General features: G+C 72.4%; 29 protein-coding genes. 12 read left to right on the top strand and 17 right to left on the bottom strand.

Annotated features, from left to right (window positions below):
- Positions 1-117: 117 nt before the first annotated feature.
- Positions 118-918, bottom strand: a complete 801-nt coding sequence (locus ACFYWS_RS28065; protein WP_389280988.1) for a methyltransferase domain-containing protein — start codon at positions 916-918, stop codon at positions 118-120.
- A 173-nt stretch (positions 919-1091) separates the two neighbouring features.
- Between ACFYWS_RS28065 and ACFYWS_RS28060 the strand changes: the two genes are divergently transcribed.
- The gene (locus tag ACFYWS_RS28060; protein WP_389280987.1) at positions 1092-2219 is read left to right on the top strand and encodes a magnesium and cobalt transport protein CorA; all 1128 of its coding nucleotides are present in this window, start codon (positions 1092-1094) and stop codon (positions 2217-2219) included.
- Between the two features lie 27 nt (positions 2220-2246).
- On the opposite strand, the gene ACFYWS_RS28055 is transcribed toward ACFYWS_RS28060, so the two are convergent.
- On the bottom strand, positions 2247-2879 hold the full coding sequence (locus ACFYWS_RS28055; protein ID WP_389280985.1) for a uridine kinase: 633 nt from the start codon (positions 2877-2879) through the stop codon (positions 2247-2249).
- 44 nt (positions 2880-2923) lie between these two features.
- On the opposite strand from ACFYWS_RS28055, the gene ACFYWS_RS28050 reads away from it, so the two are divergent.
- The 3 genes from ACFYWS_RS28050 to ACFYWS_RS28040 all read left to right on the top strand — a co-directional run bounded on the left by ACFYWS_RS28050 (position 2924) and on the right by ACFYWS_RS28040 (position 5912).
- On the top strand, positions 2924-3712 hold the full coding sequence (locus ACFYWS_RS28050) for a DUF2293 domain-containing protein (protein ID WP_389280983.1): 789 nt from the start codon (positions 2924-2926) through the stop codon (positions 3710-3712).
- A 64-nt stretch (positions 3713-3776) separates the two neighbouring features.
- Positions 3777-4262: a DUF1772 domain-containing protein gene (locus ACFYWS_RS28045; protein ID WP_389280982.1), complete on the top strand. Its 486-nt coding sequence runs from the start codon at positions 3777-3779 to the stop codon at positions 4260-4262.
- A gap of 114 nt (positions 4263-4376) precedes the next feature.
- Positions 4377-5912 carry a glutamate synthase subunit beta gene (locus ACFYWS_RS28040; protein ID WP_389280980.1) on the top strand — a complete coding sequence of 512 codons (1536 nt, stop codon included), beginning with the start codon at positions 4377-4379 and terminating at the stop codon, positions 5910-5912.
- A 79-nt stretch (positions 5913-5991) separates the two neighbouring features.
- On the opposite strand, the gene ACFYWS_RS28035 is transcribed toward ACFYWS_RS28040, so the two are convergent.
- Positions 5992-6264: a DUF397 domain-containing protein gene (locus tag ACFYWS_RS28035; RefSeq protein WP_389280979.1), complete on the bottom strand. Its 273-nt coding sequence runs from the start codon at positions 6262-6264 to the stop codon at positions 5992-5994.
- Positions 6265-7134: a helix-turn-helix domain-containing protein gene (locus ACFYWS_RS28030; protein WP_389280978.1), complete on the bottom strand. Its 870-nt coding sequence runs from the start codon at positions 7132-7134 to the stop codon at positions 6265-6267.
- Positions 7135-7511: 377 nt separating this feature from the next.
- Between ACFYWS_RS28030 and ACFYWS_RS28025 the strand changes: the two genes are divergently transcribed.
- The gene (locus ACFYWS_RS28025; RefSeq protein WP_389280976.1) at positions 7512-7910 is read left to right on the top strand and encodes an ATP-binding protein; all 399 of its coding nucleotides are present in this window, start codon (positions 7512-7514) and stop codon (positions 7908-7910) included.
- Between the two features lie 58 nt (positions 7911-7968).
- Positions 7969-8445, top strand: a complete 477-nt coding sequence (locus ACFYWS_RS28020) for a hypothetical protein (RefSeq protein ID WP_389280975.1) — start codon at positions 7969-7971, stop codon at positions 8443-8445.
- A 25-nt stretch (positions 8446-8470) separates the two neighbouring features.
- On the opposite strand, the gene ACFYWS_RS28015 is transcribed toward ACFYWS_RS28020, so the two are convergent.
- On the bottom strand, positions 8471-8653 hold the full coding sequence (locus ACFYWS_RS28015; protein WP_389280974.1) for a hypothetical protein: 183 nt from the start codon (positions 8651-8653) through the stop codon (positions 8471-8473).
- A 163-nt stretch (positions 8654-8816) separates the two neighbouring features.
- The gene (locus tag ACFYWS_RS28010) at positions 8817-9509 is read right to left on the bottom strand and encodes a DUF899 domain-containing protein (protein ID WP_389280972.1); all 693 of its coding nucleotides are present in this window, start codon (positions 9507-9509) and stop codon (positions 8817-8819) included.
- Between the two features lie 163 nt (positions 9510-9672).
- Here ACFYWS_RS28010 and ACFYWS_RS28005 point away from each other — a divergent pair, with 163 nt between their 5' ends.
- A complete protein-coding gene (locus ACFYWS_RS28005) occupies positions 9673-10635 on the top strand; it encodes an endonuclease/exonuclease/phosphatase family protein (RefSeq protein WP_389280970.1) in 963 nt (320 codons plus the stop codon).
- 14 nt (positions 10636-10649) lie between these two features.
- Here the strand turns inward: ACFYWS_RS28005 and ACFYWS_RS28000 are convergent, their stop codons facing one another.
- The gene (locus tag ACFYWS_RS28000; RefSeq protein WP_389280968.1) at positions 10650-12563 is read right to left on the bottom strand and encodes an FUSC family protein; all 1914 of its coding nucleotides are present in this window, start codon (positions 12561-12563) and stop codon (positions 10650-10652) included.
- 137 nt (positions 12564-12700) lie between these two features.
- On the opposite strand from ACFYWS_RS28000, the gene ACFYWS_RS27995 reads away from it, so the two are divergent.
- The gene (locus ACFYWS_RS27995) at positions 12701-13249 is read left to right on the top strand and encodes a 2'-5' RNA ligase family protein (RefSeq protein WP_389280967.1); all 549 of its coding nucleotides are present in this window, start codon (positions 12701-12703) and stop codon (positions 13247-13249) included.
- Here ACFYWS_RS27995 and ACFYWS_RS27990 read toward each other — a convergent pair.
- The gene (locus ACFYWS_RS27990) at positions 13243-14016 is read right to left on the bottom strand and encodes a nucleotidyltransferase domain-containing protein (RefSeq protein WP_389280965.1); all 774 of its coding nucleotides are present in this window, start codon (positions 14014-14016) and stop codon (positions 13243-13245) included. The genes ACFYWS_RS27995 and ACFYWS_RS27990 overlap by 7 nt on opposite strands.
- 79 nt (positions 14017-14095) lie before the next feature.
- Here ACFYWS_RS27990 and ACFYWS_RS27985 point away from each other — a divergent pair, with 79 nt between their 5' ends.
- Both ACFYWS_RS27985 and ACFYWS_RS27980 read left to right on the top strand, forming a co-directional pair.
- Complete coding sequence (locus ACFYWS_RS27985; protein WP_389280963.1) at positions 14096-14761, top strand: GntR family transcriptional regulator; 666 nt, start codon at positions 14096-14098, stop codon at positions 14759-14761.
- 41 nt (positions 14762-14802) lie between these two features.
- Entirely contained in the window at positions 14803-15210 is a 408-nt protein-coding gene (locus tag ACFYWS_RS27980) for a (2Fe-2S) ferredoxin domain-containing protein (protein WP_389280961.1), read from the top strand.
- Here the strand turns inward: ACFYWS_RS27980 and pip are convergent.
- Genes pip through ACFYWS_RS27955 form a run of 5 tightly spaced genes read right to left on the bottom strand, consistent with a single transcriptional unit; the run spans position 15188 to position 21121 of the window.
- Entirely contained in the window at positions 15188-16168 is a 981-nt protein-coding gene (gene pip / locus ACFYWS_RS27975) for a prolyl aminopeptidase (RefSeq protein ID WP_389280959.1), read from the bottom strand. The genes ACFYWS_RS27980 and pip overlap by 23 nt on opposite strands.
- A gap of 41 nt (positions 16169-16209) precedes the next feature.
- Positions 16210-17418: a nitrate/nitrite transporter gene (locus ACFYWS_RS27970; protein ID WP_389280957.1), complete on the bottom strand. Its 1209-nt coding sequence runs from the start codon at positions 17416-17418 to the stop codon at positions 16210-16212.
- Between the two features lie 9 nt (positions 17419-17427).
- Entirely contained in the window at positions 17428-18174 is a 747-nt protein-coding gene (locus tag ACFYWS_RS27965) for a uracil-DNA glycosylase (RefSeq protein ID WP_389280955.1), read from the bottom strand.
- Between the two features lie 17 nt (positions 18175-18191).
- Positions 18192-19733: a YfcC family protein gene (locus tag ACFYWS_RS27960; RefSeq protein WP_389280954.1), complete on the bottom strand. Its 1542-nt coding sequence runs from the start codon at positions 19731-19733 to the stop codon at positions 18192-18194.
- Entirely contained in the window at positions 19730-21121 is a 1392-nt protein-coding gene (locus ACFYWS_RS27955; RefSeq protein ID WP_389281070.1) for a M20/M25/M40 family metallo-hydrolase, read from the bottom strand. Before ACFYWS_RS27955 ends, ACFYWS_RS27960 begins: the two co-directional genes overlap by 4 nt.
- A 149-nt stretch (positions 21122-21270) precedes the next feature.
- Between ACFYWS_RS27955 and ACFYWS_RS27950 the strand changes: the two genes are divergently transcribed.
- Positions 21271-21747: an RNA-binding S4 domain-containing protein gene (locus ACFYWS_RS27950; RefSeq protein ID WP_389280952.1), complete on the top strand. Its 477-nt coding sequence runs from the start codon at positions 21271-21273 to the stop codon at positions 21745-21747.
- A 189-nt stretch (positions 21748-21936) separates the two neighbouring features.
- Here ACFYWS_RS27950 and ACFYWS_RS27945 read toward each other — a convergent pair whose 3' ends face one another.
- Positions 21937-22629, bottom strand: coding sequence for a class I SAM-dependent methyltransferase (locus tag ACFYWS_RS27945; RefSeq protein WP_389280950.1), 693 nt, complete (start codon positions 22627-22629; stop codon positions 21937-21939).
- A gap of 100 nt (positions 22630-22729) precedes the next feature.
- Between ACFYWS_RS27945 and ACFYWS_RS27940 the strand changes: the two genes are divergently transcribed.
- Positions 22730-23011, top strand: a complete 282-nt coding sequence (locus ACFYWS_RS27940; RefSeq protein WP_389280948.1) for a DUF6343 family protein — start codon at positions 22730-22732, stop codon at positions 23009-23011.
- Between the two features lie 6 nt (positions 23012-23017).
- On the opposite strand, the gene ACFYWS_RS27935 is transcribed toward ACFYWS_RS27940, so the two are convergent.
- The 3 genes from ACFYWS_RS27935 to coaE all read right to left on the bottom strand — a co-directional run bounded on the left by ACFYWS_RS27935 (position 23018) and on the right by coaE (position 24469).
- Positions 23018-23380: a tetratricopeptide repeat protein gene (locus ACFYWS_RS27935; RefSeq protein WP_389280946.1), complete on the bottom strand. Its 363-nt coding sequence runs from the start codon at positions 23378-23380 to the stop codon at positions 23018-23020.
- Between the two features lie 91 nt (positions 23381-23471).
- The gene (locus tag ACFYWS_RS27930; RefSeq protein WP_389280945.1) at positions 23472-23864 is read right to left on the bottom strand and encodes a DUF3592 domain-containing protein; all 393 of its coding nucleotides are present in this window, start codon (positions 23862-23864) and stop codon (positions 23472-23474) included.
- Positions 23861-24469, bottom strand: a complete 609-nt coding sequence (gene coaE / locus ACFYWS_RS27925; protein WP_389280943.1) for a dephospho-CoA kinase — start codon at positions 24467-24469, stop codon at positions 23861-23863. Before coaE ends, ACFYWS_RS27930 begins: the two co-directional genes overlap by 4 nt.
- Positions 24470-24471: the final 2 nt, after the last annotated feature.

The raw sequence follows: 24471 nt of genomic DNA, 5'->3' as shown, positions 1-24471 counted from the left end.
CTCCGTGGGGGGGGGGGGCCCCCCCCGGGGGGGGGGCGGGGGGGGGGGGGGGGGGGGGGCGGGGGGGGGGGGCCCCCCGCCCCGGGCCCCCCCCACCACCCCCACCTCCGTAGCCCCCTACTCCTTCCTCCCCCACGCCGAGATCAGCGGAGCCGTCGCCAGGTCCATCGCGCCCTCGGCCACATGCGCCAGGTGCTGGTCGATCTCGTCGTCCGTCGCCAGGCCCGCCGTCACGAGCTGCGCGCGGATCTGCCCCACCGTCGCCGTCTCCAGCGCCGTGCAGGCCGGTGACGCCAGCGGGAAGTACGCGTCCGCCTCGACCTGCCGCAGGCCGGCCGCACGCAGCAGTCCGGGCAGCTTGCGGCCGTACGACAGGTCGGCGCCGCGCTCCGCGAGCAGGGAACGGAAGCCGTGCCGCAGGCGGTTGGCCAGCTCCTGCGCGGGACCCGCCTCGTCCGGGCAGAGCAGAGGCTGAAGCGCGGGGTCGGCGTCCTCGATGAGCAGCCGGCCGCCGGGTCGCAGCGCACGGATCATCGACGCCAACGCCCGTTCCCTGTCCGGGACATGGACCAGGACCAGCCGTGCGTGCACCAGGTCGAAGGACTCCGCGGGCGGCTCGTCGACACCGATGTCGTGGCGCCGCACCTCGACGGGGGTGCGGGGCGTGGCGGTCTGCCAGGACGTGTCGATGTCGGTGGCGAGGACCCGTCCGGTCGGGCCGACCTTCCGGGCGAGCCACGAGACCACCGACGTGCCACCGGCCCCGACCTCCCAGCAGCGCCAGCCGGAACCGATGCCGAGACGCTCGATGTGCCGGAACGTCGTGGGGTCGAAGAGGACCGAGAAGGCGTCGAAGCGCCGCCCCGCCTCGGGCTGCTGGTTGTCGAGGAGGTACGCGTGCTCGCCTGATCGCATCATGAACCGATCATCCCAGCCCAATCGTTGGATACGGGACATTGCGCAGCGGAGCGGAACCTTCCGTTCCCCCAGGGGTGGACGCACTGTCGGTGGCCGCTGGCAGACTGGCCCACCAAGTCGTCTTCGCGACGGAAACGCGACGGAAAACGGATGGAACACGGGAGGGGCCGAGCATGTCCATGGCGGGCAATCTGCGAAAGGTCGGCGGTCTGCGCAGGGTGGGCAGCCTGCGCAAGGTCGCACGGCTCGCGCGGCGCACGCCCAAGGTCGACCTGAGCCACCCGGCGCGCTCCCCGCTGGGCTCAGCGGTGGTGAACTGCGTGACCTATCGGGAGGGCGTGCGCGAGTCGGGCGACAGCGATCTCGTCGAGTCGGTGCGCGCGGTGCGCAAGGCGGCGGACGGGTTCGTCTGGCTGGGGCTGCACGAGCCGTCGGAGCTGGAGTTCGCGGACATCGCCGAGCTGTTCGACCTGCACCCCCTGGCCGTCGAGGACGCGGTGCACGCACACCAGCGGCCCAAGGTGGAGCGGTACGGACAGACGCTCTTCGCCGTCCTGAAGACGGTCTGCTACGTCGACCACACGGAGCTCACCGCGACCAGTGAGGTGGTGGACACCGGCGAGATCATGGTGTTCCTCGGCCAGGACTTCGTGATCACGGTGCGGCACGGCCGGCACGGCTCGCTCGGCCCCGTGCGCGAGCGGATCGAGGCGGACACGGAGCAGTTGGCCAAGGGCCCGGCGGCGGTGCTGCACGCGATCGCGGACAGCGTCGTCGACGACTATCTGACGGTGATCGACGAGGTCCAGGCGGACATCGACGAGGTCGAGGCGGACGTCTTCGCGCCGAACAGCGCGAAGGCCGACCCCGGCCGGATCTATCAACTCAAGCGTGAACTGCTGGAGTTGAAGCGGGCCGTGGTGCCGCTGTCCCGGCCGATACAGGAGCTTGCGGGGCGCCCGCTCCCCGCCGTGCCGCCCGAGATACAGGCGTACTTCCGTGACGTGTCGGACCACTTGCTGCGGGCGGCGGAGCAGATAGCGGCCTTCGACGAACTGCTCAACTCGATTCTGCAGGCCCATCTGGCGCAGGTGACGGTCGCGCAGAACGAGGACATGCGCAAGATCACGGCGTGGGCCGCCATCGTGGCCGTGCCGACGATGGGCTGCGGCGTGTACGGCATGAACTTCGAGAACATGCCGGAGTTGCAGTGGCGGTTCGGCTATCCGCTGATGATGTCGGTGATAGCGGCGATCTGTTTCGTGGTGTACCGGGGGTTCAAGCGCAACGGCTGGCTGTGAGCGGCGCAGCCGCGCGGGGCGGAGCGGTCACCCGTTCCACGCCGGGTGGCGCGGGTCGTCCGCGCGGATGACGACGTCGGCGCTGGTCGCGGGTCCGGTCTCGGAGTCGTAGCGCTCGAAGGCCGGGAGCGTCCACTGCTCGGACTCGGGGGTGCGTCGCCGCAGCGCGCCCGGCGACAGGCTCACGTGCACGGTCAGATCGAAGGGGAACCAGTGGTGCAGGAGCAGGGGGCCGTGCATCAGCAGCACGCCACCGGGAGGGAGTTGGACGTAGCCGCTGCGGGTCGCGCGGTCCGTGACCGGGTCCCACAGGTCGGGCAGGACGCGGCCCGTGCCGTCCGGTTCGAGCGGGCCGAACACCTCGCGCCACAGGGCGCCCGTGTCGAACCAGCCGCTGTAGTACGCCTCGACGTCCCGGTGCCCGTACTCGAACCGGAGCGAGGCCGGGCGCAGAAAGCCCTCGGTGCCGACCGTGAGCGAAGACCGGCCGCGGGTGCGCAGAGACTCGGAGACGAGCGCCGCGAGCTCGCCGGGGCGGGCGGCAGGCGCTCCGTCGAGGGCGACCTTCAGCCACGGTCCGCCGTCGGCCGGCTTCAGGTCGAGCAGCCGCTCGGCGAGGGCGCCGCCGAGCCGTTCCCAGGTGATCGCTTCGAGTCGCACGCACTCCATGATGCAGGGCGCTCTCGGGCGGGCATCACGCTCGTATGACCAGAGCCGCCCCGCCGCCACCCACAGGAGCGGCCACACGCAGCCCGCTCGTCTTCCAGCCGGTCAAGCGCAAGCGGTGCGGCGCCTGCCGGCGGGGGCCGCTCGGGTTCCTGACCCTGGAGGGCGGGCAGCCCCGCTGTCTGGACTGCGCCGACCTCGGCCACCTCGTGTTCCTGCCGCGCGGAGACACGGCGCTGACCCGCAGGGCACGTGAGGAGAGCGCGCTCTCGGCCGTCGTCGTGCGCTTCCACAGGCGGCGCGGTCGGTACGAGCGGCAGGGCGTGCTCGTCGAGGAGCCGGCGCTCGCGCGGGCCGAGGCGCGCTGCCTGGCGGACGCGGAGGCGCGGGCCCGCCGCCGGGCGCGGGACGCGGCGCGGCGGGCGGCGCAGGACGTGGTGTTCGTGGCGGAGTTCGCGGCGCGGATCCGGCGGCTGTTTCCCGGTTGCCCCGAGGGCCGGGCGGCGGCGATCGCCGCGCATGCCGGGGCGCGCGGGAGCGGGCGGGTGGGCCGGAGCGCGGCGGGGCGGGCGCTTTCGGAGGGGGCGGTCGCGGCCGCGGTGCGGGCCGCCGTGCGCCATGTGGATACGCCCTATGACCGGTTGCTGATGGAGGGCGTGCCCCGGTGGGAGGCGCGGTCGCGGGTGGCCGAGGCGGTGGCGGCGGTACTGGACGGATGGCAGGCAGCGACCCCCGCCCCAACCCCCACCTCGACCTCCACCCCGTCCACCACCACCCCCGCCGTACTCCACAAAACCGCCACAACCGGCACCGTTCGCTCAATGTAATCGTGAAATCACTGTCCACGACCGACAAACTGCGGGATGATCCCCCTTGATAGGGGGGGGGCACATGATCGAAGGTCCGTATTTCGTGCTGGTCGTGCTGGGGGCGGTCTGGTGCGGGGTGAGCTCTGGGGTGTTCGTCGCGTTCTCCACATTCGTGATGCGCGGCCTTGGCGCGCTGCCCGCCGCGCAGGGGATCGCCGCGATGAACGCGATCAACGTCGCCGCCCTCACGCCGCCGTTCATGGCCGTCTTCCTCGGCGCGGCGGTGCTGTGCGCGGTGATCGCGGTCGTGACGTTCGTGCTCTGGCCCGATGCGGGCACCATCGAGCTGCTACTCGGCTGCGCGCTGTATTTGACGGGCTCCTTCGGCGTGACGGTCCTGGCGAACGTGCCGCGCAACGCGGCGCTCGCCGGTCTCTCCGGCGACGAGGAGTCCGAGAGCAGCGCCGCGCAGTGGCGGACGTATGTCGCCGAGTGGGTGCGGTGGAACCACGTACGGGCCGCGACGGGAGCCGCCGCCTCGCTGCTGTTCGTACTCGCCCTGACGTGAGACCTGACGTGAGGCCTGACGTGAGGCCTGACGTGAGCTGCGGCGGTCCGCGCCCACCCGACGTATCGTGACGAAGAGGGGCATAGCCAGCAGTCACGGCGTAGGGAGACGGCCATGGCCGACCCCAAGGGCTTCCTCACCACGTCACGCCAGGAGGCACCGCGCCGCCCCGTCGGGGAGCGGGTCCACGACTGGGACGAGGTGTACGTCCCCGGCGGCCTGCTGCCGATCGTCGAAGCGCAGGCCGACCGTTGCATGGACTGCGGGATCCCGTTCTGCCACGAGGCGTGCCCGCTGGGGAACCTGATCCCCGAGTGGAACGACCTGGTCTCGCGGGACGACTGGCAGGCGGCGAGCGAACGGCTGCACGCCACGAACAACTTCCCGGAGTTCACCGGCCGTCTGTGCCCGGCCCCGTGCGAGGCCGGCTGCGTCCTCGCCATCAACCAGCCGGCCGTCACCATCAAGAACGTGGAAGTCGCCATCGCCGACCGGGCCTGGGACGAGGGCTTCGTGTCCGCGCAGCCGCCCGAGCGGCACAGCGGTCTGACCGTCGCCGTCGTCGGTTCGGGCCCCGCCGGGCTCGCGGCCGCGCAGCAGCTGACGCGCGCCGGGCACACGGTCGCCGTGTACGAGCGGGACGACCGGCCGGGCGGGCTGCTGCGCTACGGGATCCCCGCGTTCAAGATGGAGAAGCGTCAACTGGACCGCCGCCTCGACCAGTTGACCAAGGAGGGGGTGCGATTCCGTACGTCGACGGAGGTCGGCCGGGACATCGAGGCCGCCGTCCTGCGGTCCCGCTACGACGCCGTGATCGTCGCGACCGGGGCCACGCAGTGGCGTGAACTTGACGTACCTGGACGGGAGTTGGCGGGCGTCGAGCAGGCGATGAAGTACCTGCCATGGACCAACCGCACGTACGAGAAGAACGGCAACGGCAGCGGGAACGGGAACGGGAACGGGGAGAACACACCACAGTCGCCGCTCACCGCGACCGGCAAACACGTCGTCATCGTCGGCGGCGGCGACACCGGCGCCGACTGTCTGGGCACCGCGGTGCGCGAGCAGGCCGCGTCCGTCACGCAGTTGGACATCTACGACCGGCCCGGCGAGGCGCGCGACGAGGACGCCGAGCCCTGGCCGACGTACCCGAAGCTGTACCGGCTCTCCGCCGCGCACGAGGAGGCCGGCGAGCTGCGCACCGCGCCGGCGGCCGACGTGGATGCCGACGCCCGCCTCTTCGCCGCCTCCACGCTGCGCTTCACCGGGGACGCCGCGGGACACGTGCGTGCGCTGCACCTCGTGGAGGTGGACGCGGCGCGCCGGCCGCTGCCGGGAACGGGGCGGGCCTTGCCCGCCGATCTGGTGCTGCTCGCGCTCGGCTTCCACGGGCCCGAGCGTCAAGCCGGCGGCCTCATCGACCAGTTGGGCCTCGGTCTCGACGAGCGGGGCCGTCTCGCGCGGGATGCCGCCTTCGCGACGGGCGTGCCGGGCGTGTTCGTCGCGGGCGACGCGGGGCGCGGGGCTTCGCTCGTGGTGTGGGCGATCGCCGAGGGGAGGGCGGCGGCCGCCGCGGTCGACCGCTGGCTGACGGGGCGGACGCGGCTGCCGGAGCCGATCGGGGCGCACGACCGCCCGATGACCGTCTGAACCACCTGGCTCACCCGGACCACCCGGACCACCCGGACCACCCGGACCACCCACCTGAACACGGGCGACCCGCCGCGCGTCACGACAGCAGAAAGTCCGCCGCCCCCGACTTCGCTCCCTCGATGAACGCGGAGATCTCACCGATGGTGTAGATCAGCGCGGGCCCGTCCGGGTCCGAGGACTGACGTACGGCGACGCGCCCGTCGGCCAGCTTCATGGCTTCGAGGCAGTTGCCTCCGTTGCCGCCGCTCCACGGCTTGTGCCAGCCTTCGCTGCCGAGCTCGCGCGCGGGCATGCCGTTGTAGATCGGCTCGCCGTCGACGCCCCGTATTCGGCCCTTGATCGAGTCCATTCACAGCTCCTTGCGGAGATCGCGGAGGATCTCCTTTGTGCGTTGTGCCGTCGCGGCGTGCGCCGCCATGCGGTCCATGACTTCCAGGTGGGTGGCCACCTCGGGGCGCGCGTCGAGGTAGACCGCGCCTGTCAGGTACTCGCTGTAGACCATGTCCGGCAGTTCCGGCATCGCGAATCGGAACAGGACGAACGGGCCGTACGTGCCCGGGTGCGGGCCCGCGGCGAACTCCGCGACCTGAAGCGTCACGTTCGGCAGCTCCATCGCTTCGAGCAGCCGGTCGATCTGGGCGCGCATCACGTCCGCGCCGCCGACCGGGCGGCGCAGGGCGGTCTCGTCCATCACGACCCACAGCCGGGGCGCGTCCTCGCGGGTGAGCAGGGCCTGACGCTGCAACCGCAGGGCGACATGCCGCTCGACGACGTCCGGGTCCTCGGCGAGCGCCCGCCCTATCGCTCCGGAATCCAGCACCCCGCGCGCGTAGTCCTCGGTCTGCAGCAGGCCGGGCACGAAGTGCGGGTCGTACGACCTGATGAGGCGGGCGGCGCCCTCCAGGCTCACATACATGGAGAACCAGCCGGGCAGGATGTCGTGGTAGCGCTGCCACCAGCCCGGCCTGTTCGCGTCCTCCGCGAGCTGCACGAAGGAGGCCGCCTCGTCCTCGGCGACGCCGTAGGCCTTCAGGAGCAGCTGGACGTACGGGATCCGCAGGGAGACCTCGGCGGTTTCCATGCGGCGGATCGTCGCGGCGGTCACGCGGAGTACTTTCGCGGCCTCCTCGCGCTTGAGCCCGGCGCCCTCGCGCAGGTCCTGCAGGCGGCGGCCGAGAACGACCTGGCCGACCGTCGGCGCGGACCGAGGTTCGCTCACGCCCCCTACCTCCCAGTAGTCCCGATGTCTGAATCCCGCCACTTTTCATCGCGGGAAAAGGACCGAAAGACGTCCCTCACCGGCCGTTTCCCTGCGATTCACCCCCGTTGGGGGCCGTGTGGCGCGCTGTTGCGAGCAGTCTGCCATGCCCGCTCCACACGGCATACGCCACTCTGCACTTTTCAGAGTGGCCCTTGCCAAGTGTTCATGGCGGGGAGATAGTGGCAAGCGTGACTCCGTCTGCGCCCTTAGGAACAGAAGTCAGCGAAACTACGTTCGGTGACCGTTCGGGTACCCCGACAGGGGCCCGTCCGTCGACCCGCCGCAGCAGTTTCGAACTGGCTCCCCATCCGGGCTCCGCCGCTCAGGCCCGGCGCGTGACGCGTACCCACCTCAGTGCGTGGGGCGCGTGCGAGGACACCTGTGACGCGGCGGCTCTTGTCGTGTCTGAACTGGTCACGAACGCGATCGTGCACACCGCCAGCCGGCGCATCCACTGCGAACTGCGCGAGCTGCGCGACGACTCCGGTGACCGCCTGCGCATAGCGGTCAGGGACGAGGGCTGCATCCCCGGTGACGCCCACGCGGGCCGCGTCGCGCCCGAGGAGGAGCACGGCAGGGGGCTCCTCCTCGTGGCCGCGGTCGCCACGGCGTGGGGCGCCCAGGAGACCGGGCCCGGTCTCCTCGTCTGGGCCGAACTGCCCCGCGACGCCCTGGCGCCGCAGCCGCCGGGCCCCGTCCCCGGCGCGTCGGACGGCGCCGGATGGGCCTGGTGAACGTCCGCCGCTGCCGGACGGCGGGCGGAGGAACGACGAACGTGCGAAACAGGATCGGATGGGCGTGGTGACAACGGGCAAGCGGACGATGCACTTGAACTCGCTGGCCGGACTGGCCCGGAGGCGTCGCCCCCGGCGTCCGGAGCACGCGGAGTCTCCGCGTTCGGGCCGCACGCCTCCCGTACGGCTCAGCGTGCCCGCGGGCATGACCGCACCGCTCGGCTGCGACGCCGTCGCGGTGCCCGAGGAGTTCGGCCGCGCGATGGCGAAGCGCCTGCCGCGGATGGGGTGCGTGTACGCGGACGGGGCGCACTGGTGGTGGCTCGTACCGTCGGACTCCGATGTGTCCCTGGAGTGGCCCGCGCCCGCGTGCTACACGGCGGGCGCCCTGGTGCTCGACGCCCCGCGGACACCCGACCTGGTGCACTGTCCGGAGGGTTCGGTGCCGTACACGCCGCCGATTCCGCTGTACCTCGCGCTGTGCCGGGTCACGGGGACCACGCCGGTGTGGTCGCGGTCGGTCGGCGCTTCGTAGCGCACCCGTACCGCGAGCGAAGGCGTCAGCCCACGAGATCGGCCGCCGGTTCCCGCACGATCACCAGGAACGCGTCCGTCGCCAAGTCCATGACCACCTCGGCCGGTTGGCCCTCCTGGCGGCGCAGTTTCGCGTACTCCTCCGCGGGCCAGGAGCCGCGGGGCCCGCCTGCCGGGAAGCGTTGCAGTACCACTCGTCCGTTCACCATCACTCGTCCCTGCCCCCGTGATCGTGCCGATGTACGGCGCCCCACGCGTCCGGGCGCTTCATGAGGGAGAACGCTGACAGGGCCACTCACGGCTCGCAACGTGACGAGAATGACACCGAGTTGATACGAGGTCAGGTCGTACGTACGGAGATCCCGGCGGATCTCAGTCGACGTATTCGTCGTGATACCGCACCCGCACACTGCCCGCCGGCGCCCCGAGAGCCGACGCGCGCCCCTCCGGTTTCTCCCACTCCTCCTGGCGGCCGAGAGCGGTGAGGTCCAGGAGGTTCGTGGTGAACCCGATGTGGTCCATGCCGCGGGCGAACGTCGAGTACGTGTGGAACACCCGCTCCCCCTCGCGCAGGAAGCAGCTGATCGCGGGCTGCTCCTGGGGGGTGCCGTCCTCGTCCACGTACGTGGCCCCGAAGTCCTGGTTGAAATCGCTGAGATGGGACGAGTACCAGGGCACCGTCCATCCCATCCGCGCCTTGAACGGCAGGATCCGGGTGAACGGCGCGCGGGACACCGCCGCGAACTCCGTGCCGCGGGCCCGCAGATGGGCCAGGTGCCCGATCTGGTCGAGGAAGCCGGAGCAGCTACGGCAGCCCGCGTCCCAGTCCGGCGCGAACATGAAGTGGTAGACGACGAGTTGGGGGCGCCCGTCGAACAGGTCGAGCAGCTCCGACTTCCCGTCCGGGCCCTCGAAGACGTACGACTTGTCGATCTCGACCATGGGCAGCTCGCGCCGCCGTGTGTTCAGCGCGTCCCGCGCCCGGGTCGCCGCCTTCTCCAGGGCGAGCAGTTCCTCGCGCGCGGCGCGCCACTCCTCGCGCGTGACCACCTTCGGCAGCCCCATGGTTCCTCCTCCGGTCGTGTTTCTCGTGAGGGGTGACCGGCGGGCTGTGCGGAACTCATCGCTGCGGCGGAACATTTTCTGAAGGAGCGCTGTCCTCCCGGCGGAGCCGCTGGCACGCTGGCCGCCCCGGCCCGTCCGGGCCGGCCAGCGGACGGAGCACGCCATGCTCGTCGGAACCTGGAACCTGGAGAACCTCTACCGCCCCGGCGGCCCCTACGGCCCCCGTGACAAGGCCACGTACGAGGCGAAGCTCGCCTCTCTCGCCGCCACCGTGAACCGGCTCCGGCCCACCCTTCTCGGCGTGCAGGAGGTCGGCGACCCGGCGGCGCTCGACGATCTGGTGCAGCTGCTCGACGGCCGCTGCACGGCGACGCTGTCGCAGTACCCCGACGAGCGCGGGATCCGGGTCGGCTTCCTCGCCGATGTCGGCGTGCAGGTGGTCGCGGACACGGCCGCGTTCCCGGAGGCGGTGCGCCCGGTGCAGGTGGACGACGGCGGCAGGACGGTGGAGCGGGCGGGCAGGGGCGTGCTCGCCGTGCACTTCTCGACACGGGCGACCTGGCTCACGGCCGCCGTCTGCCACCTCAAGTCGAAGCTGCTCGGCTATCCGGGCGGCCGGTTCGTGCCGCGCGACGAGGGTGAGCGGGCGCGCTACGCGACGTACGCGCTGCAGCGGCGCGCGGCGGAAGCGGCGACCGTACGCGCCCTCGCGGACACCCTCGTCGGGGAGGACGGCCGCCGTGAACGCGTCGCCGTCCTGGGCGACTTCAACGACGAGGCGTCCGCCGCGACCACGCAGATCCTCCAGGGTCCGCCCGGCTCCGAGATCGGCACGCCCGGCTTCGACCACGCCGACAAGGGCGACGCGAAGCGGCTGTGGAACGTGGCGCCGCTGATCCCCGAGGAGCAGAGGTACTCGCGGATGCACGCGGGCCACCGCGAGCTGATCGACCACGTCTTCGTCTCGCACGAACTGCTCGGCCACGTCGTCCGCGCGGGGACGGGCGTGCCGCCCGGCGAGGGCGCCTCGCCCGAACCGCTGCCGTCGGTGGGCGCGGATCCGCAGGAGCGGCGGGACGCGCCGGGCTCCGACCACGCGCCCGTGTGGATCGATCTGCGGCCCTGAACCGTACGTGTGTGTCAGGCGGCGAGTTCCGCGAGCAGCACGTCGATCCTGCGCGCGTGCTGCTCGGGCACCCGCCCGGTGTCGTCGACCTGCACCGCGCACGCGGTCGTCGCGTCGACGAGCCGCTCCAGTACGACGGTCACCTGCCGCGAGCCGTCCGAGTGCCGCGCCAGCACCGGCAGTTCGGCGGCGGCGACGTCCACGGCGGCGCGCGCTTGCGCGAGCGTCCGGTACGCCTCGCGCCGCAGCGCCCACCGCCCGTGCCGGTCGACGCCGGTCACGTCCTCGCCGGATTCGCTCAGCACATGCCGTACGTAGGCGTGGGCGGCGTCGTGCGCGACGTCCAGCCGCACCCGCACCCCGCCCCCGCGGTGCCCGCCCGGCAGCGGCAGATGTCCGGCGACCAGCACGATGGCGCAGGCGAGCAGCGTCTCGGTGATCCGGCCCCAGGACGCCTGCGGCTCTCCGCCCACCATCACCAGGGACAGGACGAGGACGGTGACGACGGCGGTCTGCGCGGCGAAGTGCCGGGTGGCGACGGGGATCAGCGTCCCGCAGGCGGCGACGAGCGCGACGAGCCCGAGCGGCTGGGGCAGTACCGCGGCGAGTCCCGCGAAGAGGACGGCGCCCGCGACGGTCCCGGCGGCCCGGCACAGCGCGCGCGAGGCGAGCGGCCCGAGGTCCGGCTTCACGAGAAAGACGGCGGTGGCGGGCAGCCAGTACCAGTGCAGCGGGTGCAGGGCCTGGGCGACGGCGGCACTGGCACCGAAGGAGAGCCCCACGCGGACGCCGTACTCGCGCCCGGCGGGCCCGGCCACCCTGCGCAGCACCCCGCCCACGGACGCGCGCCGCCGGGGCGCCGGCAGCTGGACACCGGCCCCGAAGCGCAGTCCGACGCGGGCCGCCGCGGGCCCGACCACCTTGTCCAGCAGCCCGATCCCGGACTCGGGCGGGCGCCGTCCGGCCACCACGCTCCGGACACCGGCGCCGTCGAACGCCTCGGCGGCCCGCAGCAGCGCCTCGTCGAGGGCGCGCAGGCCCGCGTCGGCGCGGGCGGGAGCGGGCAGTGCGCCGGGGGCCTCCCCGGTCCGTACGGCGGCGGCGAGCCGGCGCGGCCCCTGGCCGGCCCGCGCGGGCACCGGCTGTCCGGTCCAGGCGAGGGCGGTGGCGGCCTCGGCGAGCGGGAGGGCGGCGGAGTACTGGCGGCGCAGGCGCAGGGAGGCCTGGGAGCGGCCGCGCCGCAGGGCGTCCTGCGCCTGGTCGAGCGCGGCGGTCAGCGCGACGCGGCGCGTCTGGGCCTCGGGTCCACCGGCCGCGTCGAGCAGCCGGGCCACGGCTTCGTACACGGAGGCGACGGCGGCACGCTCACCGTCGTAGAGGTATCCGAACCCCTTCGTGCGTACGTTCGTGCGTACGGGAGAGGGCAGCAGCAGTCGCAGCAGGATCAGCCACGCGGCGCCCCCGGCGAACAGCAGCGCGCGCTGCCAGCCGGGCTCCGGGAGCGGCATCCCGGCACCTATGGCGACGGTGACGAGGAACTGGGTCCCGGCGGAGGACGCGATGGGCCCGACGGCACTGAACGCACCGCCCACCACCCCGAGCACGGCGAACAGGCAGGCGATGAGCGCACCGGTCGGCAGCGCGCCGCCCACGAAGCTGCCGACAGTCATCCCCAGCGCACCCGCGAGCGCCGGCCCGCCCAGCCGCGACACGGCGGCGAGCCGCGGCCCCGGCCGGTCGTTGACCCCGGCGAGCAGCGTCCCGAGCGCGAGCAGCACCCCGCTGGACGGCCGCCCGGCGGCGACGGCGACGAGCAACAACGGCCCGCCGGCCAGGGCCCCGCGCACGACGGCGGGCCACGGCACGGGCGCGCGCTGAGCGCGCAGGGCGTGGTTCAGCCAGGGCGGAAGCGAATGGGGGCGGCGCATGACGGTGGGCAGACTCCTGTCGTACGAACACGGAGGGGTGCCGGACGCCGTCGGCCAGCCTGAACTGGTCTGTCAAGAGTAGGCGGAGTTGTTGGAGGGGAGGAAACAGCGAGGTTTCCGGAATGTGACACTTGACCGTGCCCACGCGACGTACATCACAGGACGACGAGGACAACGGCGGCTGGCCGGACGTCCCCGGCGACACGGCCCTGACGATCCACGTCCCGGAGGCGGACGCGCTGGTCCGCACACCGTCGCGGGCCCACATCACCGTGCTCTACCCGTTCCTCCCGCTGGAGCGGATCACGCCGGACACGGAGAGGGAACTGCGCGCGCTCTTCGCGTCGACGCCCCCGCTCCCCCTCACCTTCGCCGAGGTACGCCGCTGGCCGGGCGTCCTCTACCTGCCGCCGACCCCGGACGACCCCCTCCGCACGCTGACGAAGGCGATCAGGTCACGCTGGCCGGAGGCGGTCCCCTACCGCGGCATCTTCGGCGACGAGGGCCTGGACCCCCACCTCACGCTGGCGAGCGGCGCGGGCACGGACGGCATCCCGGAGACGGAGTTCACGGCGGCGCTGCCGCTCCACGCGCACGTGGAGTCGGTGAAGCTGATCGCGACGGAGGGCGCGGGAACGGGCTGGCGTGACCTGCGCACGTACCCGCTGGGACTTCCCGGCTACTGAGCGCCGGCGACGGCCCGCGCCATCAACTCCCGCGCCCGGTCGACGAGTTCTCCGAGCGGAATCGAGGAGTCGGCCAGCACGTGGTCGATCCCCCGCAGCCCGGCCCGCTCCAGCAACCGCTTCTCGTTGGTCACCCACTCCCCGCGCGCGGCGAGCACCGCGTGCCCGGCCTGCATCGCGGCGCCGGCCACGGCCCCGAGGACCTCGGTGCGCCCACCGAGGGGCGCGTTGTTCCCCTTCGCGTAATCGAGGGTGATCGAGGCGCGCCCCCACCACACGTCGGGGGCGGCCTCGCGCAGGGCGACCGGATACCCGTCGGGCCTGGGCGTCCCGCCGCGCAGCACGCGATTGACGGCCAGCTCGGCGACGACGAGATACGACGGGATCCCGGCGAGGTGGAACATCAACGGCTCGACCCGGAACCGCCCGCCCTCGGCCTCACTCAACTCGTGCTCGACGACATCCAGATCCCGGTAGTGCACATCGACGCGCCGCCTGTCGACGTTCAGCCAGGCACCGCCATTGAAGACACCCCCGCCCCAGCCACCGATCTCGGAGACCTCCCCTTCCCACCCGACGTCCCGAAGGTGCCGGGGCTCGAACAGCCCCTCGCTCCCCCGGTAGTACACGGCGGTGTCCCAGTCGCTCGCGGCGGTGTGCGTGCCTTGGGCCCGGGACCCGCCGAGGGTCACGGCGTGCACACCGGGGAGGGCGTCGAGGCGGTCGGCGAGGCGGTCGAGGAAGACGTCATCGGTGAACTCGGGCATGCGCCCACGCTAAACCGAGCGATGCCGTAAACCCACCCCGCTCCCCCTCCCCCTCGGACGCATCGACGAAGATGGGCCCATGACGACGGCAGAATCGGTGGAGCCCCTGGGCGCGGTGCGCGAGCGCGTGCTCGCGGCCTTGCGCGAGGACATCATCGGCGGGCACCGGCGGCCGGGCGAGCGGCTCGTCGAGCGGGAGCTCGCCGAGCGGTTCGGGGTGTCCCGGGTGCCCGTCCGCGAGGCGATCCGGGCGCTGCTCGCCGAGGGCTTCGTGACGTACGAGACGCCCCGCAGGGCCGTCGTGCGCACTCTGACCCGCACCGATGTCACCGAACTGTACGAGCTGCGCGAGGCCTTGGAGGTCTACGCCGCCGGGCTCGCGGCCGAACGGGCCACCAAGGACGACCTCGCGGAGCTGGAGGGGCTGCTCGAACGTGCCACGCGTGCCACGCGCGAGGGCGACGCCGAGACGAACACCGACGTCAACTCCCGTTTCCACGACCGGCTGTTGGAGATGGCGCGCAACGAGCTCATCGTGTCCGTGATGCAGCCCGTCGGCGGGCGGCTGCGCTGGCTGACCCGGCGCGGTGAGGAGTGGGCCCAACAGCTCGCCGAACACCGGGAGTTGTACGAGGCGATGGCCGAGGGCGACGCCGACCGGGCGCGGGCGATGGCCCTCACCCACGTCCGCACCAACTACCGCTCGACCGTGCGTCATCTCTTCGACGCCGACACCACCGCGTAACCGCCGACCGCCGTACCCGTAGGACCAGGAGCCCCACCCCCGTGCCCACCCTGATCGGCGCCGCCCGCACCCGTCCCTGCACCCTCGTCGTGTGCCGGGGCTGCTGCTGCGGCGACGCCCGCAAGTACCCCGGCTACGACCACGACTGGCAGCTGGAGCGCTGGCAGGCGGCGGCGCGGGCCTCGCAGGGGCGGTTCGCCGTGCGGGTCGTCGACTGTCTCGGGCCGTGCGACCAGGCGAACGTCGTCGTCCTCCAGCCCTCCGCCCAGGGCCGCGCCCGTGGCGGAAAGGCCGCGTGGATCGGCTGGTCGATGGGCGACGACGCGACCGACGAGGTCCTGGCGTGGGCGGAGGCCGGCGGGCCCGGTCTGGCGCCCGCCCCGATCGCCCTGGAGCTGCAGTTCATCGAGGCGCAGGGCGAGCGTGTCAGGCGGCGCCGCTCCCGCTGAACCGGCCCGGCCCGCTGAACCTGTCCAGGGCGGCGACCAGTTCATCGGTGATGCCTGGCGCCCCCGCGTTGTGCCCCGCGTCGTCCACGACGATCAGCTCGGCGTCCGGCCACGCCCGCGCGAGGCGCCACGGGATGCCGAGCAGATTGCCCAGGTCCACCTTCCCCTGCACCACCACCGCCGGGAGCCCATCCAGGAGCGGCAGGTCACGCAGCACCGTGTCGGGCCCGTCCAAGAAGTGCCCCTGCCCCCAGTAATGCGTCACCGTGCGCGCGAAGCCGTACCGGAAGTCCGGGTCCTGGTAGCGGGGCACGGAGCGCGGCGGCTGCGAGACGCACGCCGTCTCCCAGTCGGTCCAGGCCAGCGCCGCCCGCTCGCGCACGGACGGGTCGGGCGACTCCAGGAGCCGGTTGTACGCGGCCGCGATATCGCCGTCCCGCTCCCCCTCGGGCAGCCCGTCGAGGAACGCGGCGAACGCCTCCGGGAACACCTTGCCGAGCCCCCGCGTCAACAAGTCGACTTCTTCCTGACTGCCCGTCGCCAGGCCCGTCAGGACGAGTTCGGAGACGGCGTCCCGGTGCGTCTGCGCGTACCGCAGGGCCAGGACGGACCCGAAGGACACGCCCCACACCAGCCAGCGCTCGATGCCGAGGTGGGCACGGAGCAGCTCCAGGTCGGCGATCAGCTTCGGGAGCGTATTGACACTCATGTCGGTGTCGTACGCGCTCGCCGGCGGCGTGGAGCGGCCCGCGCCGCGCTGGTCGAGCAGCACGATCCGGTAGCGCTCCGGGTCGAACAGGCGCCGGGGGAAGGGCGAGGCCCCGGTTCCGGGCCCGCCGTGCAGCACGACGGCGGGCTTCCCGTGCGGGTTGCCGCAGGTCTCCCAGTGGATCCGGTTGCCGTCGCCCACGTCGAGCAGGCCGTGGTCGTACGGTTCGACGGGCGGGTACAGAGACATCCGGCGAACCTACTACCCGCCCGCCGCGCACCGCCTCCGGATTACTGCTGGTGCACGTTGATGCTGCGCATCCGCCCGTACGCGTACACACAGCCGGCGAGCGCCAGGTCGGACAGCAGCATGAAGCCGATGGAGTACGAGTTCTGCGCGCTGTAGATCGCGCCCATGACCAGCGGCGGGACGAAGCCGCCGAGGCCGCCGATGGCGCCGACGATGCCGGTGACCGAGCCGACCTGGGACGGTGGCGTGACCTGGGCGACGAGGGCGAAGACGCTGCCGCTCGCGGTGCCGAGGCCCGCGCCCATGACGAGCATGTCGATCGTGCCGCCGGGGGCCAGGTGCGGGTTGAACGCCTGCACGATGGCGAAGATCGCGACGACGGCGAGCGCCCACGCGGTGACGACCGCGGGGTGGACCCGGTCGGAGAGCCAGCCGCCGATCGGCCGGAAGATGACGGTGACGAGGGCGAACCCGGCGGCCTTGGTCCCCGCGTCGATGGGGTCGAGGTCGTACCAGGTCTTCAGGTACGTGGGCAGATAGGTGCCGTACGCGACGATGCCGCCGAAGCCGATCGCGTAGAGCGCCGACAGTTCCCAGGTCACCCGCAGCTTCCCGGCCTCGCCGAGGCGTTCGCCGAGCGAGGTCGTGGGGATGGTGCGACCGGGGTGGTCGCTGATGAGGAACCAGGAGATCGCCACGTACACGGCGAGTGCGATCGCCACGATGTAGAACGGCAGGTTCTCGCCGTGCTTGGCGATGCGCGGCGTGAAGTACCCGGAGAGCGCCACACCGCCCATGCCCATGCCGAAGATGCCGATCGCCGCGCCGCGCTTGGCGGGCGGGAACCAGGAGTTCACCAGCGGGACACCGATGGCGAACGTGGTGCCGCCGAGGCCCAGCAGGAAGCCGACGAGGATCATGGCCAGATACGAGTCCCTGGCTACCGTCACCAGGAGCACGGGGATGATCGTCGCCGCTGTGACCAGCGGGAACATCAGTTTGGCGCCGAACTTGTCGGTCAGGGCGCCGACCGGGATCCGGCCCAGCGATCCGACGATCACCGGCACGGCGACCAGGAAGGACTGCTCGAACGAGCTGAGCCCCAGGGACTCGCCGAAGGCGCTGCCGAGCGGGGCGATGAGGTTCCATGCCCAGAACGTGAGCGCGAAGCCCACGGTCGCCACGATGAGGTTGCGGTAGGCCGCCGCGGGCGGCTTGGACGTCGTCTCCTGCGCTGTCAGTGCTGCCACACGCCCACGCTAGGAAGCGGGCGGGTCGCGGTCCTCCTGAGCTGGGCCGAACGGGTGCAGTCCTGCCGCGCCCGCCGCGTCCCGCAGCACACCGCGCAGCATCTCCGGGGTGAGCCTCCCGGTGAAGGTGTTGCGCTGGCTGACGTGGAAGCAGCCGAAAAGAGCCAGTGGTTCGGCCTCTTCGGTCCCTTCGAGGTCGACGCGGGTGCCGTGGGCGAAGGCGGGGCGCGGGCGCGGCACCGCCCAGCCGGCCTCGGTGAAGGCGGGCAGCGCCGCCTGCCAGCCGAACCCGCCGAGCACGACGACCGCGCGCAGGGTGGGCCGCAGCAGGTTCAGCTCCTGGACGAGCCAGGGCCTGCACGTGTCGCGCTCGGCCGGGGTCGGCTTGTTCGCGGGCGGCGCGCAGTGCACGGGCGAGGTGATCCGGACGCCGTGCAGGGTCAGCCCGTCGTCGGCGCTCTCGGCGTCCGGCCGGGAGGCGAGCCCGATGTCGTACAGGGCCCGGTAGAGCACGTCGCCCGAGCGGTCCCCCGTGAACATGCGGCCCGTGCGGTTGGCGCCGTGCGCGGCGGGCGCGAGACCGACGATCAGCAGCGACGCGTCGTGCGGGCCGAAGCCGGGCACCGGGCGCCCCCAGTACGTCCAGTCGGCGAAGGCGGCGCGCTTGGTGCGCGCGACCTCCTCACGCCACTCGACGAGCCGCGGGCAGGCCCGGCACCCGCTGATCCGCTCGTCGAGTTCACCGAGACCGTCCATGCCCCCGACGATAGGGGTTACGTCAGCGCGGCCCCCAGCGCGACGAACACGCAGATCAGCACGAACAAGATGACCAGCAGCGGCCATACGAACCGCAGATACCGGTCGTAGCCGACCTTGGCGAGGGCCACGCCGCCGATGGTGACGGCGGTCGTCGGCACCCACAGGTTCATCCAGCCGCTGGCCGCCTGCCACGCGGTCACGACGACCGCGCGCGAGACGCCCGCGAAGTCGGCGAGCGGCGCGAGGATCGGCATGGCGAGGGTCGCGTGCCCGGACGTGGACGGGATGAGGAAGGCGAGCGGCAGGTTCACGAGGAAGACGATGATCGCGAAGACGCCGGACGAGGTGCCCTTCACCACGCCCTCGATCGTGTGCAGCACGGTGTCCGTGATCTTCGAGTTGTTCATGATCACGGTGACGCCGCGGGCCAGCAGGATGACGAGCGCGGGCGAGACGAAGTCGGCCGCGCCCTGGACGATCGTCGAGCTGAGCTTCTGCTCGCCCATCCGCGCGAGGAGCCCCACCAGCACGGCCGCGACCAGGAACAGCGCCGCCAACTGCGGGAAGGACCAGTCGAGTTCGAAGCCGTACGGGGTTGCTTCTGCGTCGCCGGTCAGGGCGCTCGCCCAGGGCACCACCGAGAAGATCATGAAGGCGAAGACCAGCGCCGTGGCGACCAGAACGCCCTTGTGCAGGCCGGTCAGTTCGGGAACCTCGGCCGCCTCTGTGGCCGTCTCGTCGAGGTCCCGGTCCCCCGGCAGAAAGCCCGAGATCGAGTGCGCCGGGTCGCGCCGCACCCGCTTCGCGTAGCGGATGACGTACGCGATGGTGACCGCGGTCAGCACGATCCACATCGCGAACCGCAGCGCGATGCCGTCACCCAGCGAGATGTCGGCGGCCGACGAGGCGACGCCGGTCGCGAACGGGTTGACGGTCGAGCACAGCACGCCGACGCCCGCGCCGAGGATGATCGCGCCGACCGCCGTCATCCGGTCGTAGCCGAGCGCGAGCATCAGCGGCACGATCAGGCCGTAGAACCCGAGCGTCTCCTCCGCGAAGCCCTCGACCGTGCCGAGGACGGAGAAGACGGCCATGACGCCCGCGATGAGCAGCGCCCCGCGCTCGCGCAGCCGGTGGGCGAGGCGCCCGATGCCGCGGTCGAGGGCGCCGGTGGCGAATACGACGGTGATGAAGGCACCAATGGCGAGCACGAACAGGAAGACACCCGCGCTGCCGTACAGATCACCGGAGTTGTCGGGCGAGACGAGGGCGGTCTTCGGGTCCTGGATGCCGTAGAGACCATTGACCGGGGCGAGGAACAGGTCGTTCAGCCGGTCGACGAAGGACTGCCCCGAGTCGACGCGCTGGTACGTGCCCTCGACGGGCGCGCCGTCACTGTTCCTGTCGTACTCCCCCGACGGGATCAGAAACGCCAGCAGCCAGATCGCGATCGTGACGACGGCGAGGACGGCGAGGGCACTGGGGAAGGTGAACTTCCGCTTCGCCGGGGGCTGTTCGGGGGCCTCGGTCGTGTCCTTCGGCCCTGCGGTGCTCATGCTCCGCTCCGGAAGTCGGCCGCGTACTCCCGCACGAACGCGCACATCGCGACGACCGTGGCGTGCAGTTCGGAGAACAGGACGCGTTCGTTGGGGGCGTGCAGATTGCAGAGGTTGTCCTGCGCGCCGAAGAGCAGCACCTCGGCGTCCGGCGCGGCCTGCGCGAGGCCGTTGACCAGCGGGATGGAGCCGCCGGTCGCGACGTACGAGGCGTCGGCGCCCCACGCCTCCTTGAGCGCGGCGCGGGCGGCGCGGTAGGCGGGGCCGCCGGTCGCCGCCTCGTATCCGGGGCCCGTGTCCCCGGGGGTGACGGTGAGCGCGACACCGAAGGGCCGCAGGGCGCGCAGATGCCGTACGAGGAGGTCCTGGGCCTCGCGCGGGTCCTGCTGGGGGTGGAAGCGCAGGTTCAGCTTGGCGCGGGCGTACGGGACGACGGCAGAGGCGGCGCCCGCCACGCTCGGCGCGTCGAGGCCGATGACGGTGATGGCGGGCCCGCTCCAGAGGCGCTCACCGAGGGTGCCGCTGCCGATCAGCGGAAGTCCCTCCGCCACCCCGGCGAGCTCGCGGAACTCCTCGTCGGTGTAGCCGGCTCCCGTCCACCGGTCGCGGCGCAGCCCCTCGACGGCGACGTCGCCGTGCACGTCGTGGAGCGTGGACAGGGCCTTGAGGAGGACGAGCAGGGCGTCGGGGGCCGCGCCGCCGAACTCGCCGCTGTGGCGGGCCTCTTCGAGCGTACGGACCTCGACGGTGACCTCGGCGGCGCCGCGCAGCCCTGTGGTGAGGGTCGGCGTACCGGGCCGGAGATTGCCGAGATCGGCGATGACCATGGCGTCACAGGCGAACCGCTCGGGGTCGGTCGGCGGGTACTCGTCGAAGGGGCTGCCGTACTCCTCCTGCCCCTCGAAGACGATCTTCACGCCGACCGGCGGACGCCCACCGAAGGCCCGCAGCATCCCCAGATGCGCGATGACGTTCGACTTGTCGTCCGCGATGCCACGGGCCCGCAGTCCGCCCTCGATCGCGGTCGGCTCGAAGGGCGGCGACTTCCACAGGTCCTCGTCGCCGGGCGGCTGCACGTCGTAGTGGGAGTAGAGCAGGACGGTCGGGGCGTCGGGCGTGGGCGGCGGGATCTCGCCGAAGATCACCGGCGCGGTGTCGGGCAGGTCGAGGGTCTCGACGTGCTCCACGCCCGCGTCCCGCAGCAGCCCGACGAGCAGGTCGTGCGCCTCACGCACCGGCTCCGCCGGATAGCCGGGAAAGGCGATGGACGGAATGACGGCCAGCCGCTCCAGGTCGGACCGCAGCCCGTCCATCAGCCGGTCGACCGCGGCCCGCAGGTCACCGTTCGGGCCACCGTTCGGATCGCCGTTCGGATCGATGGCATCCATGCCGTCCATGTATTCATGCACCCCTCGCTGTCGAATACGCTCCTTTCGCCCGGATTATCCAGTCAGTGCGGGGGCAGTTCGGCCGGGGCTCGCCGAGGGACGCGACTACGGGTTCGGGGCGCGGCCCACGCGGGGCTATCGTCGGACGCATGGCATCGCAGACACCGGGGACACCACAGGCGCCGGACGGTTCGGGCGGCGGGGAGAGCGTGCGGGTCGACAGCTGGATCTGGGCCGTACGCCTGGTCAAGACGCGCGCGTCGGGGGCAGCGGCCTGCAAGGGCGGGCACGTCAAGGTCAACGGGACGAGCGTCAAGCCCGCCTACGCGCTGCGCGTCGGGGACGAGGTGCGGGTGCGCAGGCCCGGCGAGCGCGAGCGGCTGGTCAAGGTCACACGCCTGATCCGCAAGCGGGTCGGGGCGCCGGTCGCCGCCGAGGCCTACGTCGACAACTCCCCGCCGCCGCCCCCGCGCGAGGTGATCACCCCGGTCGGCATCCGCGACCGCGGCACCGGCCGCCCGACGAAACGCGACCGCAGAGAACTGGAACGCCTCCGCGGCGTGTTCGGCCAGGGCCCGGGTCCGGACCCGGATCCCGGGGACAAATCAAGCCCCGCCGACGCTTGAGGCACGGGACCGGGGTGAAGCATTGGGGCTCTGCCCCATACCCCGCTGCTCAATCGCCGCAGGGGCTTACCCATTCCGGCCCCCGAGGGCAAAATCAAGCCCCGCCGGCGATTGAGGCGCGGGGTCCGGGGCAGAGCCCCGCGGCGTGGGACCGGTGTCCCGCAACGGAGCCGTGGGGGCCGCGCACCGTCACGCCACCACCGCCCGCACCCACGCCCCGTCCCCCGTCAACACCCGGTCAACCTTCAACCCCGCCTGCGCCAACACCCGTTCGAACTCCTCCGGACCAAGCGGGCGGGCCCGATACGTCTGCGTCCACACCACGTCAGGGAACACGTACTCGACCTTCACCGAACGCACGCCGTCCCCGACCGGCTCCGAGTAGAGCTTGCGGATCGTGAACCCACCACCGGGCCCGGTCACCTCACGCGGCAGGTTCTCGTGCGCCCCCGGCCGCTCCCGCTGGATCAACACGCTGCCGCCCTCGGCGACATGGCGCCTGCACGTGTCGAGCATCCCCGCCCGCACCTCCGCGTCCCCGGTGTGGACGAGGATGGACCCGAGTATCACCGCGTCGAACGTCTCGCCGAGGTCGAGCCCCTCGATGGCGCCGCACACCGTGCGCGCGCCCCTGACCCGCTCCAGCATCTCCGGCGACTCGTCCACCGCCGTCACCCGAAACCCCCGCTCGACGAGCGGATGCGTGACGCGGCCTACCCCGCAGCCGAGCTCCAGCAGAGTCGCACCGGCGGGCACGGCACCCGCGACGACATCCGGCTCGTCCTCGACCACGAGCCGCGAGTACAGCTCCACGGCACATCCGTCCGGTGTGATGGCTCCCGGCCCCGTGCCCTCGTATCCCCTACGCATCTCAAGACCCATGCACGGCCAACGAACCGACCACCGGCCCCGTTCCCACCCCCCGCCGCTTCACCCGTGAGTGGCATCCTGGAAGGTGCCGCACCCCGAGGGGATGGTGACCATGCGCCCGACGCACCCGCCGCACTTCGTCCGCACCGGTGACGAGCCGGTCACCGCCCGCAGCCCGCTGCGCATGCGGCTCGGCCTCGCGCTGTTCGGCCTCGTGTGGACGGTCTTCGGCACCGTCGCGTTCCTGCTCGCGCACCGCCCGTGGTGGGCGCTGGCCTGCGCAATCCTGTGGCTGATCACGACGGTCGACCTGTTCATGATCCTGCGGCACATCCGCCAGGGCCCGCACTACCAGCCGGGCCGGAACGTCCCGCCGTACCGCAAGATGCGCTAGCGGCGCTCAGTCGTCGAAGCGGGCCGCCGCCAGGTAGTCCGGTTGCGGGTCGAGCGCGGCGGCGAGGCGGAAGTGCCGCCGGGCCTGCTGCGGGCGCGACCACCGCTCGTACGTCCTGGCCAGCGCGAAGTGCGCGAACGCGTTGTCCGGCTCGCGCTCCAGGACGATCGTGAACTCCAGCTCGGCCGCCCGCAGTTGCGCGGCGGCGAAGAACGCGCGGGCCCGCAGCAGCCGGGCCGCCGTGTGCTCCGGGTAGACGGCGATCACGTCGTCCAGAAGCTTCACCGCTCCGCGCGGATCACGCGCGGCCAGGAGCTGCTCGGCGGCGCGGTAGTCGATGACGTGTGTCTCCGGCGTGGCTTCGGGCACGACGAACCTCCTCCTGGTGTCGACAAGGTCAACACCGTGGACCGTAAGGCCTATTCCTGCCCGCCGCCCTTCGGCGGAACACGCGACGCGATCAGCGCGAGCGGCTCAGGGACACCGTGAGCACCATCCCGACGAGCACGAGAAACGCTCCCGCGATCATGAAGGCCCGGTCCACGCCGGGCCGTTCACCCCCGAGCAGCACGGTCTCGCGCGGGTCCTCGGTGTCGTACGCGACGCTGACGACCCCGCCGGCGGGCAGCGGTCGCCGCTTGCTGGGCGGCACGGGCGAGACGACCTCCACGACCCGACCGTCGTCCGTCTCGAACTGGAGCAGAGGCCGCTCGGACCCCGGCTGCGGCGGTTTGACCAGGGCTTGCGCGATGTTCCCCGCGCCCTGGACGCGAAGGCTCCGCTGCACTCCGTACGCACCCGCGACCAGCGCCACCAGGCCGCCGAGCGCGGTGCAGGCGGCGAGGACGATCACGCGGTCGCGGCACGCGCCCGGCGCGCCAGCTCCGCCCAGACCTCGTCGACCCGCTCCCTCAACCGCTCCAGCGGTACGTCGTTGTCGATCACGATGTCCGCGATCTCCAGCCGCTTCTCGCGGGTGGCCTGCGCGGACATCCGGGCCCGCGCGTCCTCCTCGCTCATGCCGCGCAGGCGGGTGAGGCGGTCGAGCTGGGTCCCGGTGCCCGCGTCGACGACGATCACCAGGTCGTAGAGCGGGGCCAGCCCGTTCTCCGCGAGCAGCGGCACATCGTGGACGACGACGGAGTCGGGGCCCGCGGCGGCCTCCAGTTCGGCGGAGCGGGTGCCGACCAGCGGGTGCACGATCTTGTTGAGGGTGGCCAGTTTGTCGGCGTCCGCGAACACGACCGAGCCGAGCTTGGGCCGGTCCAGGCTCCCGTCCGGAGCGAGCACCTCCCCGCCGAATGCCTCGACGACGGCCGCGAGCCCCTCGGTCCCGGGCTCGACGACCTCCCGCGCGATCTTGTCGGCGTCGATCAACACGGCCCCCCGCTCCACGAGCAGCCGTGACACCTCACTCTTGCCGGCACCGATACCGCCGGTCAGCCCCACCTTCAACATAA

Origin of the sequence: Streptomyces sp. NPDC002795, from assembly GCF_042888725.1 — a bacterium.
In the GTDB taxonomy this organism is placed as follows: Bacteria; Actinomycetota; Actinomycetes; order Streptomycetales; family Streptomycetaceae; genus Streptomyces.
Note: the sequence above shows the minus strand (reverse complement) of the source record. Positions and strands in the feature narration are given on the sequence as shown.